This window comes from Echinicola shivajiensis (genome assembly GCF_018642165.1).
Taxonomy (GTDB): domain Bacteria; phylum Bacteroidota; class Bacteroidia; order Cytophagales; family Cyclobacteriaceae; genus Echinicola; species Echinicola shivajiensis.
Genome location: NZ_JAHHZM010000007.1, coordinates 105,276 through 125,621, shown reverse-complemented (window position 1 = coordinate 125,621; position 20,346 = coordinate 105,276). Strand labels below are relative to the sequence as shown.

10 protein-coding genes are annotated in these 20,346 nt (G+C 40.5%); 3 read left to right on the top strand and 7 right to left on the bottom strand.

Going from position 1 to position 20,346, the window contains the following annotated elements:
* Positions 1-356: 356 nt before the first annotated feature.
* Complete coding sequence (locus KMW37_RS22610; RefSeq protein ID WP_317195576.1) at positions 357-1,844, bottom strand: PKD domain-containing protein; 1,488 nt, start codon at positions 1,842-1,844, stop codon at positions 357-359.
* A 448-nt stretch (positions 1,845-2,292) separates the two neighbouring features.
* Between KMW37_RS22610 and KMW37_RS13185 the strand changes: the two genes are divergently transcribed.
* The 3 genes from KMW37_RS13185 to KMW37_RS13175 all read left to right on the top strand — a co-directional run bounded on the left by KMW37_RS13185 (position 2,293) and on the right by KMW37_RS13175 (position 9,960).
* Entirely contained in the window at positions 2,293-5,958 is a 3,666-nt protein-coding gene (locus KMW37_RS13185) for a two-component regulator propeller domain-containing protein (protein ID WP_215225103.1), read from the top strand.
* A gap of 972 nt (positions 5,959-6,930) precedes the next feature.
* Positions 6,931-8,262 carry a rhamnogalacturonidase gene (locus KMW37_RS13180; RefSeq protein WP_215225102.1) on the top strand — a complete coding sequence of 444 codons (1,332 nt, stop codon included), beginning with the start codon at positions 6,931-6,933 and terminating at the stop codon, positions 8,260-8,262.
* A 573-nt stretch (positions 8,263-8,835) separates the two neighbouring features.
* Positions 8,836-9,960 (top strand): glycoside hydrolase family 88/105 protein, encoded by a 1,125-nt coding sequence (locus tag KMW37_RS13175; protein ID WP_215225101.1) that lies wholly within the window; start codon positions 8,836-8,838, stop codon positions 9,958-9,960.
* Between the two features lie 88 nt (positions 9,961-10,048).
* On the opposite strand, the gene KMW37_RS13170 is transcribed toward KMW37_RS13175, so the two are convergent.
* From KMW37_RS13170 to KMW37_RS13145, 6 genes are all read right to left on the bottom strand, one after another.
* Complete coding sequence (locus tag KMW37_RS13170; RefSeq protein ID WP_215225100.1) at positions 10,049-11,542, bottom strand: alpha-L-fucosidase; 1,494 nt, start codon at positions 11,540-11,542, stop codon at positions 10,049-10,051.
* A gap of 127 nt (positions 11,543-11,669) precedes the next feature.
* Entirely contained in the window at positions 11,670-14,057 is a 2,388-nt protein-coding gene (locus KMW37_RS13165) for a right-handed parallel beta-helix repeat-containing protein (protein ID WP_215225099.1), read from the bottom strand.
* A gap of 321 nt (positions 14,058-14,378) precedes the next feature.
* Positions 14,379-16,712, bottom strand: coding sequence for a glycosyl hydrolase family 95 catalytic domain-containing protein (locus KMW37_RS13160; protein ID WP_215225098.1), 2,334 nt, complete (start codon positions 16,710-16,712; stop codon positions 14,379-14,381).
* The gene (locus KMW37_RS13155; RefSeq protein ID WP_215225097.1) at positions 16,705-18,159 is read right to left on the bottom strand and encodes a sulfatase; all 1,455 of its coding nucleotides are present in this window, start codon (positions 18,157-18,159) and stop codon (positions 16,705-16,707) included. The genes KMW37_RS13160 and KMW37_RS13155 overlap by 8 nt, the downstream gene beginning before the upstream one ends.
* Positions 18,160-18,179: 20 nt before the next feature.
* On the bottom strand, positions 18,180-18,899 hold the full coding sequence (locus KMW37_RS13150) for a DUF459 domain-containing protein (RefSeq protein ID WP_215225096.1): 720 nt from the start codon (positions 18,897-18,899) through the stop codon (positions 18,180-18,182).
* A 16-nt stretch (positions 18,900-18,915) separates the two neighbouring features.
* Positions 18,916-20,310: an alpha-L-fucosidase gene (locus tag KMW37_RS13145; protein WP_215225095.1), complete on the bottom strand. Its 1,395-nt coding sequence runs from the start codon at positions 20,308-20,310 to the stop codon at positions 18,916-18,918.
* Positions 20,311-20,346 lie beyond the last annotated feature (36 nt).

Below are 20,346 nucleotides of genomic sequence, written 5' to 3'. Positions count from 1 at the left end.
TCTACGAAACTATCCTAAAAAAGTATATTTATTTTGCATGCAAATAACAACTTCCAGTGCTTTATCTCATAAATTTCTCTAAGGCTTGAGCTACTTTAAAGTAATTGCCCTCATTATTACTTTTTATGTAAATCCTCTATTTTAACAGTAAGGAATAAAGGGGGCCAAATGATCGCTTGGATTTAATTGTCAACCGCTTCGGTCCTCTGACTTCTAACCACTTGCTCAAAGGACTCAAGGCAATTGGCATCAATGCGGGTAATGACATTATTTTAAAATAAAATCCGTGCTTTTATTACTTGATAAACAAGCAATAAAGGCACGGATTTTTTTGGTTTTACTTGGAGAGCTATTTTTTACAATAAGACCAATCTGATAATTTCCTCAAAGTAAACTGCTTTCGCCTCATCAGTTAGCTGCCAATAATAAGAGACCCCTCCCTCATCGGCCCCAAAACCGAAGTAAGTCCTTGGCCCGGAGGCAGATTCACCTGCGCCTGCATAGAACTCTGTTCCCGTTTCAAATCGAACAAACAACATGGCTCCGCCTTCTGTACTACCTCCATCACCTGCTGCACTGGCCGCCAATACTTGTCCATTGGTAGCCGTATTGGTATAAAGCAGATTCACAGGGCTATCCAGCCATGGAAGTAAATTATCTTCGCCAATAGTCCCCTCATCAAAAGCCAAATCGTCAGGTTCATGTATCAGCGCACGAACTACCTCACCTCCCTCTGGATTATAAGCAGCAGGGTTGCCCGCATTATCAAACCAGTTTAAACGGTTATTCCTGGCTCCCCATTGTGAATTCAGTATCAGCGGAGTAGTGATGGCATTCCAGGCAATTTTATCATTGCCATCAAAGTCTCCGGAACTACCACTACGGCCAATAATGACCAAATCTGCAGCATTGAGCATATCAATATCCTCTTGAGGAGCAGTGCTGAGCGCGTTATTGTAATACCTGATCACTTTAAAGCCCTTTTCCTCTATCCACCCAATTTGATCATCGTCCAAGGCATCATCTGTTACAAACACAATCGTATAAAGAGAGGTATCCACTGGAATTTCCACGGTTACCTCTTGACTGGTTTCTACTACAAGACCATCTTCACTGGTGGCGGTCAAAACAACCGTATAAGTTCCCTCTCCTGCATAGGTATGACTTGGGTTTTCCTCTGTGGAAGTATTCCCATCACCAAAATCCCAAGAATAAGTTACCACATTTTCGGATATATTGGTGAAATTAACCGTTAGTCCCTCATCATCAAAAGTATAATCTGCCATAGGAGGACCTTCCACTGTTATCTCTTGGCTGATCTCTACAATTGTTCCCCCTTGGGCTGTTGCAGACAAAGTGACGGTATATGTTCCAGGAGCCTCATAAGTATGGATTGGGCTCTTTTCCGTGGAAGTATTGCCATCACCAAAATCCCAAGAATAAGAAACTGCGTTTTCGGAGGCATTGGTAAAAGTTACCATCAGGTATTCTTTCTCAAAAGTATAGTCTGCCTTAAGATTCTCAATAATGGTAATATCCTCGTCGGCTTCCACTATTTTGCCATTCGCACCCGTAGCCGTCAATACAACTGTGTAGATCCCAGCGTCCTCGTAATCATGACTTGGACTCTCCTCTGTGGAAGTATTGCCATCACCAAAATTCCAGGAGTAGGACCTTACATTTTCAGAAGAATTGGTAAAGGTAGCTGTCAGCTCATTGGTGACCGTTGAAAAGCCTGCGATTGGCTCAACTGGCTCCATTTCCTCTTCAGAGCAGGAAATGAAACACATTGCCGACAAAGCAAGGATCATTAAGCACGTAAAATTTTTATAAATTTTCTTCATAATAGATTGTTTTGGGTGTGAGTTGAATAGTGGCATAAAAAAAACACCAACAGTTATTGGTTAGAATCAATAACCATTGATACTTCTATTTAAGTTGAACAGCCTTCACGATTAGCCGCGCTCTTTAAACATGATAAAGACTGAATGCCTGATCAAATTATGGCAAAAATTATCTAAAACCGTTCTGCACTGTTATGAGATAATTGGGCTGCAATTAAATTTCACAAAAAGTTAAAAACTAAGGTATAGGGCTGAAGAAGCTTGAGGTGCTCTAAATACAGGAGCTTAAAAACATCGTTGATATGTGAGGACACGAAAATTTAAAGGATTAAATAACTGTAGATGACTGTAACTAAAAAAAACAATAATCATTGCATGTAAGTGCCCCATGGTATATCAAGAAATAAATTTTACTTTCGTTATTGGCATCATTTATTACTCGGCAAACATGTCCCGAATTTCGATAATTGCATTTCTACTCTTTTCACTCTTTCTTTTCCATGGAGAAATGGGGTATGGCCAAGACACCAAATTGAATTTTAAGCACCTGACAGTCAATGATGGACTTCCCCAAAATTCAGTCTATTCGATCACCAAGGACAAGTATGGTTTTATGTGGTTTGGGACTTGGGGAGGGGCTGTTCGCTACGATGGCTATCATGTCAAGGTATTCCGAGCCAATGAAAATGATTCCACAGCCCTTTCGGACAACAGGGTCAGCGCAATTGTAACCGATTCACTGAACAATATTTGGATAGAAGTAGAGCCCCGAGACTATTTGTTTCTCTACAATTATGAAAAGGAAAACTTTCACAGAATCTCTAGGGACAACACTCCACCATACATCCTCGATAAAATCAATGTTCAGTACCGTTATAATGTAAAAAGAATTTCAAACGCTTCCTATGAATGGTCCACCTCTTCCAATGGGCTTTTGCAGGTTAATAGAGAAACAGGCGACTCAATTCTTTATCAATCCGATCAAAACGACCCTTCCTCCTTATCTGATGACATTACCAAATACATCTATCTGGATGACCAGCAGCATTTTTGGGTAGGCACACAGTCAGGCGGTGTCAGTCATGCTGACCTGAACACCAAACCCTTTGTGAATTACCATAAAGGACCAGCAGGAAAAAGCTTGGTTGACAATGTTGTCAGGGCCATGACAATGGATCATCATGGCAGAATTTGGGTCGGCTCGGAAAACCATGGAATCACCATTATTAATCCTTCGAAAAAAGAAAACAAATACACGTATATAGGCAGTAAATTTCTCAACGATTTAATGATTCGAAATTTATTCTGCGACAGCCAAGGCTTAGTTTGGATAGGGACAAAAAAAGGACTGGCATATTATGACCCTGCCAAGGATGAGTTTAAAAACTGTAGCTTAAACATGTGCCATCCCAGTGTATTTGCCATAGCAGAAGATCAACAAGGCGCCATTTGGGTAGGTACTTATAATGGACTTGCCTTATACGACCGCAATTTAGATGAGTTTCATTGTATCAATAAGGCATCGGGATTAGCAGGAAACCAAATTATGGACCTGTTGGTGGATCAGAAAAACAACCTTTGGGTAGCTACAGAAGAAGGTGGACTGAGCAAGCTCTCCCCTCCTCCCAATTTTATAGGCAAAAAGGAGTTTACCATCACCAACTATACTGAAAATATAGACCAAGAAAATGGAATTCTCAGTAATCGAATTTATTCCTTGGCAGAAGACGAAGCGGGAAATATATGGGCTGCCACAGATGCTGGCCTGAGCCAACTGGATCCAAGAAATAATCGATTTCAAAACTTCACCAAGCAAAACGGCCTCCCAGACGACTTTACCACAGCCTTGTCAGCTGATGCGCAAGGGTTTATCTGGGTCAGTCACACCAAAGGACTGACAAAAGTAAATGCCAAGACTGGCGCAATGCAAAGCTTCAACATGCAAGATGGCCTTCAGGGCAATGAGTTCAAACAAAATGCAGCTTTTCAGCATACTCCCAGCGGAATGCTTTTTTTTGGTGGATCAAATGGATTGACATCTTTTCAGCCCAGTCAAATCAAAGCCAATCCCTATCTCCCAAAGGTAGTTTTGACACAGCTCGATGTCATGCACCAAGCTGTACAAATAGGCAATAAGGTCAATGACCGGATAATCCTTGAAAACTCCTTGCTGGCTACTGAAGAAATTACACTCACTTGGTGGGACAAAACTTTTATGCTAGAATTTACAGCTTTGCATTACGCCAACCCTCGCAGCAACAAATACAAATACATGCTAGAAGGGTATGATGCGGATTGGATTTTCACAGATGCTTCCCGACCCACGGCTTCCTACGCTAACCTTCCTGCAGGAGATTACACTTTTAAGGTTCACGGAGCCAACAGTGATGGTCTCTGGAATGAAACTGCTACGACCTTAAAAATCAAAATCCTTCCTCCCTGGTGGCTAAGCTGGTGGGCAATGCTAATATATTTCATGCTGTTTTGCACCTTGGCCTGGCTCGTGTATCGTTACTTGAATTCAAAAATTCAGCTTCGAAAAAGAGAAGCCATTCATCAAGCCAAACTCCATTTCTTCACAGAAGTATCCCATGAATTCAGGACACCCCTGACGCTGATTATTGACCCGCTGGAAAGGCTAATTGCTGAAAAGCCCCAACAAAAGGTGGCTGAGCAGTACTACCAACTGATGCACCGAAATGCCCAACAATTATTGGCCCTGGTCAACCAGTTGTTGGATTTTAGAAAACTCGAATCTGGGCACTTGCAGTTAGACTTGGAGGATTCTGATTTAGTTGCCTTTGTGCGTAGCCTGACCGCCTCCTTTGAAGAAATGGCCAAACAACGACAAATTTCTTTCAAAGTAACGACCAACTCAACACCAGTGATTATGCCTTTTGACCATGCCAAGCTGACCATGGTACTGAACAACTTGCTATCCAATGCCTTCAAATTCACCCCTAATCAAGGAAAAATCACCCTGGAACTAAAGGAAACCAGTCAGCCCAAGAAGGGAGTAATTATCCAAGTAAAAGATACCGGACAAGGCATCTCTAAAGAGGAATTGGAAAAAGTATTTGGGATTTTCTATCAAGCCAGCAATAATAAAAAGCAGTACAAAGGCTCTGGAATTGGCTTAAGTCTCACCAAGGAGCTAATCGCGCTGCACGGGGGCAAAATCATGGTGGACAGTGAATTGGGAGAGGGATCTTGCTTTTCAGTTTTCCTTCCAGACAACACAACGTCATCAGAAACTTCACCAACAGTAATCACCAACACTGAACCTCTTGCTTTTGAGGGCAAGGGAGATGAGAAAAAGAACCCGGTTTCTCAAAATATTGATCCTGATCGAGCTGTAATTTTAGTGGTTGATGATAACGATGACATTCGATCTTACGTGGAAATGAACTTTGATCAGGAATATCAAGTAATCACTGCCAACAATGGCTTAGAGGGGCTGGCAAGTGCAACAAACCATATTCCTGACTTGATCATCAGTGACGTGATGATGCCGGACATGAATGGGTTGGAGATGTGTGAAAAATTAAAAACTGATGAGCGCACCAGCCATATTCCGATCATCCTGTTGACCGCTAGGCAATCCGCCGCAGCCAAAACAGAGGGCTATGAAACGGGCGCTGATGCGTATGTGACCAAGCCTTTTGACACATCTGTTTTAAGGGCCCAGGTCCACAACCTTCTTGAGCAGCGGAAACGCTTAAGGGAACTTTTTTCCAATGGCTCTGCCAAGGACTTGAAGAAAATTGCGGTCAATGCTACGGATGTAGCTTTTCTTGAAAAAACCCGCCAGTTAATTGAATCCAATTTAGAAAGCGAAAACTTGGACATTGACTCACTGGCGGAGCAGTTAAATATGAGCCGCTCCCAGTTTTACAGAAAAATCAAAGCCTTGACCAATAAATCCGCATCAGATTTTGTCACCTCCTTTAGAATGAATCAAGCTGCTGAATTCTTGTTGAGTGGCCAATACAATATTTCAGAAACGGCCTACAAAGTCGGCTATAGCATCCCCAATAATTTCACCCGGGCTTTTGCCAAACACTTCGGTTCCTCTCCAAGCCAGTTTATCAAAGAAAAGACTGAAAACAATTAAAAAACTAACAATCAATACCTTACAAACCTATCACTTGCCTTAATGTTCAAAAATGATAGGTTTCTGCACGTTATGGATAGCCCTTCTCAGCTAAATTTTAGCAGATTGAAGAAGTTTAGTTAAACTAAGCTTAGGGCTAATAATTTCAGTAAGGTCTCCATGGTTTGCGAGAGTTGGATTAATTTTAAATGTTCTTTGTGCGCAATAGAAGAATTCAAAAATGACCCAACCTATCCACCATGGGGATTTTATTTTTTTAACTCAAAAAGGCCTTTTCAACGAGAGGGGTCAAACTAAAAAATTGCGAGACAATGGGATACAACAAAAGAAGCCATTATTTAAACCACCATTTATTTTTTCAATAATCAATATGACTATTCGCAATGTTGCACGTAGCTATATTTTCTTTGGTTTATGCTTTTATAATTCTTTTTCTGTCCTTTTATTCAGGTATATATAGACTTTTAAAGGTCATCATGAATGCTTCGCATTTCCATTGATGAAAAGGACCAAATCCCGATAGCTATCGGGACTAGGCCGGTGGTGCGGCATTTAAATTGGGTATACCGATTTATCTTTAATATAGGAATCCTTTATCCCAATTTAATTTTAAGAAAACTGTTCCGGCCTAAAAATGAGCGGATCTCGCTGTTCCACGACGCGAGCTAGCTCATTTTCTTAACAGCCTGCCCATTTTCCTTAAAACCTGCCCCAACAAGGGCCATCCTTACTTTTCGATACCATATTATGCCTATAAACCAGTACGTGCAAAATTACGGATACACATAATAATCAAAATCTAATATTAAATAGAAAAGTAATTTTTTGGAGACCAGAACAATACAGGATTGATCTATTTAAGGGATTGCCTAAATTCCCTTTTCAAGCTTAAAAATAAGTGATCGTAGAAAACCGTAGGCCAAATCACGTAGATTGACTGGACAATTAAACCAACAATAACCTGAATACCTCATGAGAAACTCCCTGATTTTATTCCTTCTCCTTATAATTTTCAACACTAATTCTTTTGCACAAAAAGACACTTTTCCTGATGGCTCTCCTGTGCCAGATTGGTTCAGTGACACCCAAGCTACTGATATTGACCAACTGGGAAAACATTACCGAATTACTGACTTTGGAGTGGTAAAGGACAGTACCCTTTTACAAACAGCGCAAATCCAAGCCATTATAGACAAGGCACATGAAGAAGGTGGTGGGGTAATTATCATCCCAGCAGGGACTTTCCTAAGTGGTTCTTTGTTTTTCAAGCAAGGCACTCACCTGCATTTGGAAGAGGGTGCTGTGCTTAAAGGCAGTGATGACATCAGCCACTTTAAGCTATTGATGACACGTATTGAGGGACAAAACCGCAAGTACTTTGCTGCGCTGGTCAATGCTGACGGTTTGGATGGTTTCACCATTTCAGGAAAAGGCACCCTCAATGGCAACGGCCTGCGCTTCTGGAAAGCTTTTTGGCTCAGAAGAGAGTGGAACCCGAACTGCACCAATGTGGATGAAATGCGTCCTCGCTTGCTCTTTATTTCCAACAGCAAGAATGTGCAAGTATCCGATATCAGCCTGATCAATTCTCCCTTTTGGACTTCCCACTATTACAAATGCGAAAATGTAAAAATCTTGGGCTTGTATATTTTTGCTCCACACCAACCTGCCAAGGAAAAAGCACCTAGCTCAGATGCCATCGACTTGGATGTCTGCAAAAATGTATTGGTCAAAAACTGCTACATGTCGGTCAATGACGATGCCATCGCCCTAAAGGGCGGGAAAGGACCAAATGCAGATAAGGACCCAGATAACGGCGGCAACTACAACATCATCATTGAAGACTGTGAGTTTGGCTACTGCCACAGCGCCTTGACCTGTGGAAGTGAATCAATTCACAATAGGAATATCATCTTGCGTAGAACAAAGGTTTCTCATGCTACCCGTTTACTATGGCTCAAAATGCGTCCCGACACCCCGCAGCATTATGAATATATCCAGCTGGAGAACATCAGTGGAAATGCAGCCAATATGCTCTATATCAAACCTTGGACTCAGTTTTTCGATCTAAAGGGTGAAAGCGGCATCAAAACTTCTGCTGCAAATAACATATCTTTCCACAATATCAATCTGGAATGTGATCGCATCTTTAATACCCAATCTTCAGATCAATACCAGGTGTCTGAAGTAAGCCTAAAAAACCTGAGTCTTTCTGCTCCTGAGGAAAAAGGAATCGATATCGATTATATCCATAATCTTCAACTGGAGAACATTACACTTAATGATAAAAAAATAGCTAAATAAGTTTTTTTACTTAGTAGCCAGAACAACAAAACATCATGATTTCAAGATGACCACTCACTATGGTCTAGCCAAAAGATTAAAAGGAGGAACACAGATAGGTATTATCCATTCACTACAAATCTGTGTTCATCTGTATCTATTTGTGGACTATGTATTAAACTGTTCCAGATAGATCGAATTTCACTTCAAATCTATTCTTGGCACTTTATTTTAAAATGCTTTCAATAAATACCTGATTTAACGATCATCTAAACTATTAACATTGTAACAATCAATCCAATAGTTTTGAGTTTTAAACCATAAGCAGCCAGTTAAAAATAATCCTGAACAATGTAACAGCGCTTAATTGTTCACCAATGAGTTGATCAAAAAATACCATTTTTAAATTTAACTCGTCATTTCAAAATAACAACGTAAATTAAAAATCCAACTTAACTTTTTTTTTAAAAACTCCCTGTCATTATATCCTTATTCCAAATCATGATCAGGACATATCAGTATACCTATTTGCAGGCATGTTTTTATCTTCGAGAAGATCAATTGCATTAATGCTAAAAAACAATTCAATATATCATGCAAAATAACCGTATAGCTGTTCTACTTATTGCCTTATTATTTTCGGCTAGTTGGACCAGGGCCCAAGAGCTACCCTCCCAAAAAGAAATCATGGACCAAATGGTCTTGACCAATCAGTATTTGATGAATAAATGGCCTGACCCAGGAGTCAATGTCATCACCAACAAAGAACGGTCCAGTAACCTATGGACCCGCGCGGTATACTATGAAGGACTCATGGCCCTTTATGCATTGAAAGATGACAAAGCCTATTATGACTATGCCGTGAAATGGGGAGAAGCACACCAGTGGGGCTTAAGAAACGGGGCCCAAACCCGTCATGCCGACAACCACTGCGCAGGCCAAACCTATATCATGTTATATGAAATAGACCCACAGCCGGAGCGAATCCGGGATATCCAGTCTTCCGTGGACGATATGCTGGAGACTTATAAAATCAATGATTGGGATTGGATCGATGCTCTTCAAATGGCCATGCCGGTTTTTGCCCAATTGACCAGCTTAACTGGCGACAGGAAATATTCGGAACGCATGTATGAAATGTATATGGATACCAAGGTTACCCAAGGCCTTTTTAACCCTCAAGATAATTTGTGGTGGAGAGACAAAGACTTTCTTCCTCCCTATCAAGAACCGAATGGGAATGATTGTTATTGGTCTAGGGGAAACGGCTGGGTAGTGGCTGCTATGGTGCGTACCCTTGAATTTTTGCCTCAAGATGACCCTCATCGCTTTGAATATGTACAAATGTTTCAACGTATGCTGAAGGCCGTTTTGACCGTACAAAGAACTGATGGTTTTTGGAATGTCAGCCTGCACGACCCTAACCATTTTGAAGGTAAGGAAACCTCTGGTACCGCTTTGTTTCTGTATGGTATGGCCTGGGGAGTCAACAATGGACTGTTAGAAAAAGATGTCTATATGCCGGCCATCACCAAGGCCTGGAATGCCATTTCAAAAGAAGCCATTCATGACAATGGCTATTTGGGCTTTCTTCAGGGTACTGGTAAAGAGCCCAAAGATGGCCAACCGGTAACTTACACTAGCAAACCTGATTTTGAAGATTATGGTCTAGGTTGTTTCCTTTTGGCCGCTTCAGAAATGTATAAGTTGATGGAATAAAGAATTGTCTATTTCTAAATAACTCCAATAAACTATAAAAGCACGTCAGGTACTAGCTCCTGACGTGCTTGTCTAAGAGAAAATATTCTTATTTGTCTTTTTTATCCAGCTCCTTTTTCAATTCCTTTAATATTTCCACAGAAGAAGCTGCCACAGTGCCGTCTTCCCACATCAATAAATTAAATGAAAGTGGCACTTTCCTTTCTATCGCACTATTCAACCATTTTAAGGCATTCTCTTTTGATATTTTCGTTTCAATTTTTTGATTAGGTTTATGAATTCCCCAATCACCTTCCATTATAAACATGGAATGCTGCAATAAGCCTTTGTGGGGACCAGATCTAAAAACACCATTTCCGCCAATTGGCGAGCTACCTGCCCTGACTTCTCCATGACTACCTTCGCCAAAATAAACATCTTGAAATTCTGTATAATCTGCACAGATCCATGGATTATATGAAATCAAACGATTCGAATTACCTGCTCTTGCAGCAAGACCCATTTTTTCGAATGGGGCAGGATAATACACCAATCCATCGTCAAAAAACCAACCATCAAGGTCCTCTCCCAAGTTCTCACCAATTTCTTTGATCACATCCATCCAGTTGGCAAAAAACACATCACGTTGTCCGCTTCCTGTTGCCGCAAACTCCTCTGGCCATTTTTGGGCTTGCCACCAATCAGTTTTTCCTCCCATATGACTGGCATGTCCTAAATGATAATAAAGCATAAAGCGAATATTGTTTGCTTTAAGTTCATGGGCCAATTTGCCTATAAAATTCTCCGAGGACGTTCTTTCACTATTACCGATTATCCTGTCGACACTTTTCGAAGGCATCATTAATTTATAATCCCACCAAGTGAGCGACCAAATAACATAAGATGCTCCTGTTTCTTTTACCATGGCAACGAATTTATTAATATCAAAATCACGCGCCATTTCATCCATGGTCTTTCTTTCCTCTCCTTTTTGGGGATAGGCCCAAGGACCATATTGAAACATCAAGCCATATCCTGTATCAGCAAACCAATCAGTACTCACCTTAAACTGTTCAACTCTTTTTCTATAATCACTCAATTCGTCCTCTTCAATAAGTTCCAAGGACTTTACGGACACATTTGATTTATTTGTCTTTTTGATCAAACGAATGATATTTTCTCCCTTTGAGAGGGAAATCATTCCCCCATCAATTTTATCCCATCCATCTATTGAAGAGGTAAATAGTAAGTTTGAACCATTATTGAGCACCTGAATTTCGAATTGTTCTTGCGGCTTGGCACTTAATAATACGTCTACATGAAAGCGACCAGATTTTTTGACATTCACTCTACATTCCAAGGATTGATTTATATCATTAAACCCTTCCACCCAAAAATGCTTAGGAGATTTGTCTGGCCACTTTACAGTAAGTCCTTGGCTCATTGTTGAACTTGCTGCCATCAGCACAGTGATATTGTCTGTCTGCTTGTTCAGATTAATGTCAACAACACCCTTCTCTAATTCATCTGTTTGGGCATATAGGACCGTTGTGAACATAAAGATTAGTATAAAAGGAAAAGTCTTCATCTTTTTATATCGCATGTTTAGATTGGAATTCGGTCGGTTTAAATCTATTGGCATATATTAAACCGACCAACATAATTATTAGGAAGTATACCAATATAAATGTGTCGGGATTTTCTGCTCGAAATTACTTTCAGCTTCCACATTATTTAGGAATAGTAATAGAAATAACCGACTGATTTCTCCAAATCTCCAACTCCACTCGCCCTTTCCAAGCATTCCCTTTTTCAGCTTTTTGCAGGCTCATTACATCATTTACCTCATCACCCCAGCTGCTTAATATCACATCCCCTTTTTGTAACTTTGACATATCAGAAGAATCATACCCATTAGGCACCTCCAATACCAATATTCCAGCAATTTCATTCAATCCAGCTGCAGACTGTTCTCCTAATGTCTCCACCTTTTTCAATTTAAAGCCATGCCAGCCATAAACCTTGGATGCTTCCTCTTTTCTCTCCAATAAAAGATCTGGAATCTTTGGTTGTCCTGCCTTAGACTTTAGCACAGGAGAAACCACTCCGAACTCATCCATATCAAAATTCTCAAATCCCACAGAAGTTTTTGCTGGAGAATTTGTCTGAACCCTAAAGTCACCTTCCTCAGGAGCAACAAATAATGGATTCCCTGACTCCGAGCTGGCATCTACCCCAAACTCTTGTGTTTTGCTCAAATCAGAAGCTGCGGTAAAGAAATTTTCATCCACCTTATCACCCCAAAAATCCACCCTGATCTGCTTATGTGCAGTCATCACGATATTTCGGGTAAAGACATCATGGCTTTCCTTGAACCATACATGGGGATGGAAACCATTATTCACCGTGATATTATTGTACACCGTTCTGTAAAAACCTTCCCTGAGCTTCAAACCACCACTCAAGCAAAGGTTATTGTAAATCTCATAATTACTGGAACCATCATCCAAATCGATGTCCCAGCCATGGTCACAATGGAAGCGATTGTTTCTGATGATGGTGGTTTTGATAGCATCCAACCTTATCCACTCAGGGTGTCTTGCGGTCAAATCATTCATCTTACTTCGATTGGGATGCCAGTAGCGATCTCTTCCCCAAGAGTTGAAAGCGCCATGATCACCTGTTTCCATTACCGTATTGAAAACATCATTATACTCGATGATATGACCTCCCCAAGCACCGTCTCCTATATTAATACCAGCTCTGGGAACATCATAAATGGTATTGTGGCTAATATGTAAATCCATCGCCAGCTGTATCTGAACACCTGCCACCTGCTTTTCTATCAGGCCTATATTCCTGATCAGGTTATCCGAAGCGGTGGAATTCGAAGGATAATTAGCTGTCTTTGGACCAGGAATCGTGTCCAGGTTTTCCTCTTCGACAAACTCATGGTAATTAAAGCTCGGTGAACGAAGGGCATCGGCTCCGCCCACAAAACTGATGGCACTCCCGCCGATCTCCTCGATCAAGTTGCTGCTGATATTCGCCTGACGGTTATAATTACTTACAAATATGGCATTGCCTCCAAGGTTTCTAAAAACCGAATTAGTGACAGAACAGTTTTCTGTTCCGTCCATCAAAATAGTCCCTCCTCGGTAGATTGTCCAGTCACTACGCATGAGCTGTTCTTCGGTCTTCATAAATGTAGGGGCAGTATGGGTAAATTCAATTCCCTCAAAGCTGATATACTGTACTGGATGGTCTTTTTCTCCTTTAAGCGTTACCAAGTTTTCCAAAACAGCAATTTCTACCTGTCCAATATCCTCTTTGCCCATCCCTTCATTGGGATAATAGTAGAGCAAACTTTTCTTTGTATCAAGGTACCATTCTCCCGGAGCATCCAATTCCTCAAATATATTCTCTACAAAACGCATGCTTTTGTGCATCTCACTTTCACGGTTATTTTGCCAGCCTCCTTCATAGGCTAAGGTCCCATCTGCATTCTTGCCAGTAATCACATAATGCATTCCTCCCCAGCGCCCGGAGTGCAGAGCATGTATAAAGCCACCTGTTGGATTATTCCAGCTATCGATTCTTTCTTTGGAAAGGGCATCCTCTGCAAAACCACTATACGGATATACTCCTTCCTGATAATTAGGATAGCGGGCCCTGATTTGCTTTTGGCCTTTGATAAACAAAGAGGAGAACTGAAGTCCTTTTGGTACTTTGGCCACCAATATTTCATTTTCATACGTCTTCCACTTTAATTCCAGTACCTTTCCTCCACTTAGCACCACCTCTTTTCCTTCTTCTGCACGGATTATATAGGGCGCCGCTTCATTGCCGGATTCGATGGGCCCAAACACCAATGGTTCCTGTAAATAATAAGTTCCTTCCCTGAGGATCAGGTTAACTTGATCTTCGGAGTTTTCCTCCTTAAAGTCTTTGATGACTGCCTTAGCTTTGGTTATGCTAGCAAAGGGTGATTCCACAGTTCCTGCGTTTTTATCACTCCCACTTGGGGACACATAAAATGTCTTTCCATCTTGGGCTTTGCTCATTAACGAAATACAAAAGACGCTCAGGAACGCAGCTGTAATCTTCTTAAACTTCATAGTATATCTTATCAAATAATTTATGTTCATCACTTTGTTACGGACAAAAGAACATATTAGGTCGTTTGGTCTAAATAAATGCAAAAAGAAAAGCCTGAGAAACCCTCAGACTTTTCTTTTGATTATTGGTAAAGAGGATTTTGTTCGATATTATTATTGGTAATTTCCTCAATAGGAATCGGCCAAGTCTGATTATAGGCTCCAATAGGAACAGTCAGAGAATTACCTTTCAAGCACCCAATAAATTAACATCATCCTTTAATACCTCTTGCCAATTTCAAGATGCTACACTATATCAGCTTAAACCTTTTCAAAACTACTTTATGAAGGACTACTTTGCTCAATGATAATCATTTCCTCAGGTTGCGTTTCTATTACCAAAACATTCCCCTCCCACTTATAAGACTTCGAATTATTAATTTTTATATTTTTTGTTTTAAATGGATTATCAAGTTTCAGTAATCCTCCTTTTTCCGATTTGACTTTTACAGAAACGACTTTGCCATTTCCTTTTTCTGCTGATATAAGAAAAGCGCCATAAGTTCTTAAATCAGTAAAACTCAAATCATCCCAACTTTTTGGAATAGCTGGAAATATTTTAATGATCCCTGTATGGCTTTGAATTAGCATCTCTTGAATTCCAGAAGCAAAAGCAAAGTTTCCTTCCAAGGTAAAAGGACGGTATAAAAACGTAGACTTACCGGATTTAGACTGATCTCCATTCACATGAAAGGTATTTTTTAGACAAAATGAACTGGCAAAATCCCTTAAGTACCGGGCAGCCCCTTCTCCATCAAAAGCTCTGGCCAAGATATTTCCAAACCAACTGTAAGAATACCCAGTCCAGTAATCCGGTCCTACTTTTTCCAGCTTTTCTATTGTCGCTTGAATAATTTTTCGGGCCTTTTCTCCATCACTCCAATCAATATTTCCAAAAGGATGGATGGCCATTACATTAGAAAAATGACGATGCGACACATTATAGGGATGTCCCTTCGCAAAGGTTAATGCTCCTGTCTCGTCCAAATCATAAGCTGGCAATTCCTTCCTTAAGGCTCTCCAATGTTGAGCTTCTTCCTCCAAACCTAATTCGGTTGCCATTTCCCCTGCAGCCTTGAATGCAAAAGACATACAAGCTAAGTCATAATTGGTTATATCCTTAAACCATGCCTTAATACTATTATCATAAATTTCTGGACTTGAACTTAAAGGAAGTGTTCTCACTCCATTTTTCATAATAGAGATTTCCTCCAAATGGGTGGCCACATCTTTTAAATAAGGATAAGCCCTTTCCCTTAGAAATTTTTCGTCCATGGAATATTTCCAATGCAAATAAAAATGCTGTCCCAACCAAGCCGAAACGGTGGGTGAAAACGCATATTGTATCCATCCGCCCATTGGCTCCCCTGTTAGCGTGGCCACTCCTGGCACATTCAATCCAGATGTTCCATAAAAGTCCTTGGTATATTTCTTATGCACACTGCGTTGATTCCACAGTGTATTTAAGTATCCCATTCCAGCCTTTAATTGATTCCCGGTATAAGTAGGCCAATAACTTAATTGTGTATTGAGGTCATGATGGTAATCGCCCTTCCAAGGAGGTAATTTCCCATTATCCGCCGTCCATACTGCCTGCAATGAGATGGGATAAGAATCATATCTGGTAGCAGATCCAAACTTATACATTTCATTATAATACTGTTTTTCCAATAACTGATCTGGAATATTGATACTGGAATGAGACCAGTATTCTTTCCACCAATTCGTATGCGCTGTTTTGGCTTTGTTCCATTGAGATGCCAAAGCCTCATCTACCATGTCTGATGCATTTTCATCATCCATCGATGAAGTTAAGGCCCAAACCCCAATCATTCTGTCACCTTCCTGTTTCCATTTAACCGCTGCTTGGTAATAAAAATCGCCCCAACCTTTTTGCTTGTATACCATTTTATTCCCTGTTTTGGTTACTGCTCCTTGTTGGTAACCTAATCTGGACAGGGAAAGGCCTGTAACCGGACCATCATCTTTATCTGCTGGTTTTTCATATACTGGAGGTATCAATTCCGGCACAAAAGAGGCATCTGCCCCTGTTACGACAAACCATCCAACATTTTTATTGGCATGGACAAATGTTTGCATATTTGCGCCGTTTTCCCATTGTACCTGACAAACTGCATTATCCAAATGCAGGCCAATATCTTGCACCTTTCCCATCTTCTCCAGATTAAACTCCAAAGCTGCCCCGGGAATTTTAGATGGTGCCGGATTATTGTCATAAGGTGCATCAAAAGCATCCTGAACAGATTTATAATCATCCTCCATGACCTTATCATATACCCATTTAAAACTGAATTTTTTACTTTGGATATTTTCCATAGGACGCATATCCCATAAATCCACCCGATCCAAAGACATCCTAAGCTTGGTATCTTTTTGCCATATCAGCGCTCCAATAAAAGCATTCCCCAAAGGTATACCTTCATCCCAAACATGGGGTATACTATCAAACACCAAGTCATGCTCGGAGAATTTTATCACCTCCTCCTTTTCCTGGCATGACATGATGCCTATCATACCCATAAAAAAAACCATAGCTTTCACTTTCAGGCTATTCTTTGAGCGGTTTTTAATGTATTTGTTAAATCTACTAGTCATTCTTATAATTGGGATTTGGATAGGGCATTTGGGCATTTACTTTTGAACGCCATTGATGTAATTTTTTCCTTAACTCTTTTACCTTTTCGGGATGCTTTATGGACAAATCATTCTTCTCTGCGATATCATTTTTAATATCATACAACTCACAGTGCATATCTTCATAAAACTCAATCAACTTATAATCTCCCATTCTAACGGCCCCAGCAGGTCTCCCCCCCAAACCTCCGCTATAATGGGGATAATGCCAGAAAATAGGCCGTTCTTCCTGTTCTTTGTTCTCAAGCAAAGGCTTGATACTTATGCCTTCCAGCCCCATAGCTTGAGCAGGTTTAAGATGAGCAAGATCCAATAGGGTTGGATAAAAATCTATCCCAGAAACTGGAAAATCATAGCTTTTACCTTTGTATTTATCAGCATATTTAATCACCATAGGCACGCGGATTCCTCCCTCATACAAATAGCCTTTACCAGCTCTAAGCGGCAAATTACTAGTAGGAATATTATCGGTACGATTACTGGTGGCCATTCCTCCATTATCAGAGGTAAATACCACTATGGTATTCTCATCCAGCTTGAGTTTTTTTAAGGTAGCTAAAATACGCCCCACATTTTCGTCCATACTCTCCACCATGGCCGCATAATGGGGCATATTTTGCTGTTGTTTTACCCAAGTCTTGCCATTTTTATCAAACTCCTTATTGGAGAAATCTGTTTTCTGCAGTTTTTCCCGGTATTTCTCCACCTTATCCGGCTTTCCTTGCATGGGCAGATGAACCGTATAAAATGAAAGGTAGGCAAAAAAGGGTGCTTCCTTATTTTGCTCTATAAAACTGATTACCTCATCTGTCAAACGGTCAGTCAGGTATTCCCCTTCATAACCATCTGTCAGTTCTGGATTCTTATAGGGAGAAAAATAGCCTCCTGCTGGATGCCCAGTTCTATTGGCCCCTTTGTTTATGTCAAAGCCCTGGAATTGTGGATAGTATTTTTCTTCCTCTGCGAGATGCCATTTCCCTGCTATCATGGTTTTATAGCCAGCATCCCTGAAACTCTCAGCAATGGTGTATTCCTCCAAATCAAGCTGTAGCTTAAAGGGATGCGAAGTTAATTTTTGGTCTTCGTGTGGCCCAAAACTGCGATTTCCCGGGATATAATCGGTAAGGTTTAATTGAGCAGGTGTTTTCCCACTCATTATCGCTGCACGTGCAGGGGAACATACTGGGCAAGCTGAATAGGCATCGGTGAATACAGCCCCTTCTTCAGCCAGCTGATCAATATTGGGGGTTTCATAAAAGGTGCTACCCGAATATCCTAAATCCTTCCAGCCTAAATCATCCACTAAAACGAATAAAACATTGGGCTTTTTTTCCCCCTCCTTTTTATCGCATCCTGCAAGTAAAATTAAATTAATGATGAAGATGCTCTTGATAAGTTTTATGCTCATTATTTATGCTTTCTCCCTGTTTATTGCTTAATACCCTTATAAACCAATTCAGCAATAGCCCTATATCCTGCCTTATTGGGATGAACCCCATCCTTCTCTGTAAACAGCTCAGGCTTATGATCCAGTGGGGTATTCAAATCAATAAACCCTACATTTTCATCATCAGCTACTTCTTTGATATATCCAATTAATTGCTGTAGCCTGGGCTTTCGTATTGTCAGTCCCTTCACACGATCATCCTCCAGACCGGGGGTTTCCAAAACCATAGGAGATGGCGCACAAATCCAAATTTTAGGTTTTGACTTTAATGTTTTTAACTCTGCAATCAGGTCTCTATAATCGGCTTCATATTCATCTTGGTATTCCCAACATTTCCTATTGCCACAGGTCCCCATACCACAGGTATCATTTGTTCCCAGACTAATGACAATCATATCAGGTTCCAATGCTTTAATTTTAGAAAGTTGATCCCAAACCGTTGGTATGCCTTTTCTAATTAGCGTACAACTGCCAACACCAAAATTTGACACCTCATACTGTTTGCCAAGCAATTCCTGTAATTGAGCGGGATAAGAATCTGCGTCTCTATCTTCAAGACGCGCGCCATAGGTTATGCTGTCGCCAATACAAGCCACTTTTATTATTTTATGGTTGGAGCTATGTGCTTCAAAATTGTATGGAATGAATAACACACATAGCAGCAAACTAACTTTTACCAAAAAAGATCTGCGCTTTATCATCTCTATACTTTTTATACTATTCCACATAAAATACTTCCATTGATTGGACCTGCGCTTCTCCTTTGGATGCTAAAACCCTAAGCCTCACTTTAGAATAAACCTGGGGCTCAAAACTATGGATAAACTTATGCCCTATGCTTGAGCCTTCGAAAATCGTTTGCCATCCCTCTTTTGTTTTTCCTTCTAAACTAAACTTCCTGACACGCTCTCCTTGGGTGATGTCTTCCATCAACACAATTTGATTGACTTTTTGCCCTTTTTCTAATTTTAAATTAAAGGCCTTACCTGCTCCAGAAGTGGAGGCCAAAGGATTAGAGAACCTCCTATTTATTTCATCGCCCCACTCTTTTAATCGTTGTACGTCGGGCTCAGGAAGTAAACCATCAGCATTTGGGGTCAACCCCATAATCAAAGAGGTATTATGCCCTACACTATTACTATACATTTTCATTAGATTTTCCAATGGGTAAATGCCCGCTTCATCATTGGGTTCCCAAAACCATTCGTGTCTCCCATTATACCCTCGTAATGGTGCATCACTCATGGCAGGCATATAATATTCCCCATTGGGGTCACCTTCTTTCAATAGCTGAAAATTATTTTTAAAAATCACGTCTTGGTTGGTGGAATGGGAATAGGGAAACGGAAAGGTACCCCAACTAGGATAAGGCACAGTACCTGATTCACTTCCTCCCCAACGAATATCTGCACGCTGGGTATTATGATAAAAGATGATGTTTTTTTGATGTTTCTTTACAATGGGCAATATATCGGCACCTCCTTTTTCTGGCCCATGGGCACCACCATCAAACCATACCATTGCCAAATCCCCATAACGAGACATCAGCTCCTCAACCATACCTTCACAAACGCGATTATAATGTGCTTGTCGATTCGCTGCAAAAGCATCATCTCCGCTTACCTTAAAGTCATATACCCCATAGAATGAATTCCAACGAATACCGATATATATACCAGGCTTAATTCCATACTTTCGGCATGAATTAACAAAATCGCGAACAATATCCCCTTTCCCATCACGCCATTTTACCGCCTTTAAACTATACGGATTCACGTCACTTTGATAAAGGGCAAAACCCGTTTCGTGAGTAGCTGTTAAAATCGCTATTTTAAAGCCTGCATCCTTAATGGATTTTATCCATTGATCGGTATCCAGTTTTTCGGGATTGAAAATATTATAATCTGCAATGGGAGTTATTCTGTTTTTTGCTTGGTTGTATTTAAGCCCATCAAAAACATGAAGGTCATAATGAAAAACGGCAACCATTTCCGCATTTTGCCAATCTAACTGAGCCTGTGTGGGTATAGGTACCACTGCATTGCTTTGCGCATTTAAGATGGTAGATACCGATAAAAACAAAGTCAGTGTTCCAATTAATAGTTTTATCATAATAGTTATTTATTAAATCGAGCCTTAACATACCCT

Bases quoted from the DNA above. Each gene is read 5' to 3' on its own strand.
- KMW37_RS22610 (WP_317195576.1), bottom strand. From the start codon at position 1,844: ATGAAGAAAATTTATAAAAATTTTACGTGCTTAATGATCCTTGCTTTG.
- KMW37_RS13185 (WP_215225103.1), top strand. From the start codon at position 2,293: ATGTCCCGAATTTCGATAATTGCATTTCTACTCTTTTCACTCTTTCTT.
- KMW37_RS13180 (WP_215225102.1), top strand. From the start codon at position 6,931: ATGAGAAACTCCCTGATTTTATTCCTTCTCCTTATAATTTTCAACACT.
- KMW37_RS13175 (WP_215225101.1), top strand. From the start codon at position 8,836: ATGCAAAATAACCGTATAGCTGTTCTACTTATTGCCTTATTATTTTCG.
- KMW37_RS13170 (WP_215225100.1), bottom strand. From the start codon at position 11,542: ATGCGATATAAAAAGATGAAGACTTTTCCTTTTATACTAATCTTTATG.
- KMW37_RS13165 (WP_215225099.1), bottom strand. From the start codon at position 14,057: ATGAAGTTTAAGAAGATTACAGCTGCGTTCCTGAGCGTCTTTTGTATT.
- KMW37_RS13160 (WP_215225098.1), bottom strand. From the start codon at position 16,712: ATGACTAGTAGATTTAACAAATACATTAAAAACCGCTCAAAGAATAGC.
- KMW37_RS13155 (WP_215225097.1), bottom strand. From the start codon at position 18,159: ATGAGCATAAAACTTATCAAGAGCATCTTCATCATTAATTTAATTTTA.
- KMW37_RS13150 (WP_215225096.1), bottom strand. From the start codon at position 18,899: ATGATAAAGCGCAGATCTTTTTTGGTAAAAGTTAGTTTGCTGCTATGT.
- KMW37_RS13145 (WP_215225095.1), bottom strand. From the start codon at position 20,310: ATGATAAAACTATTAATTGGAACACTGACTTTGTTTTTATCGGTATCT.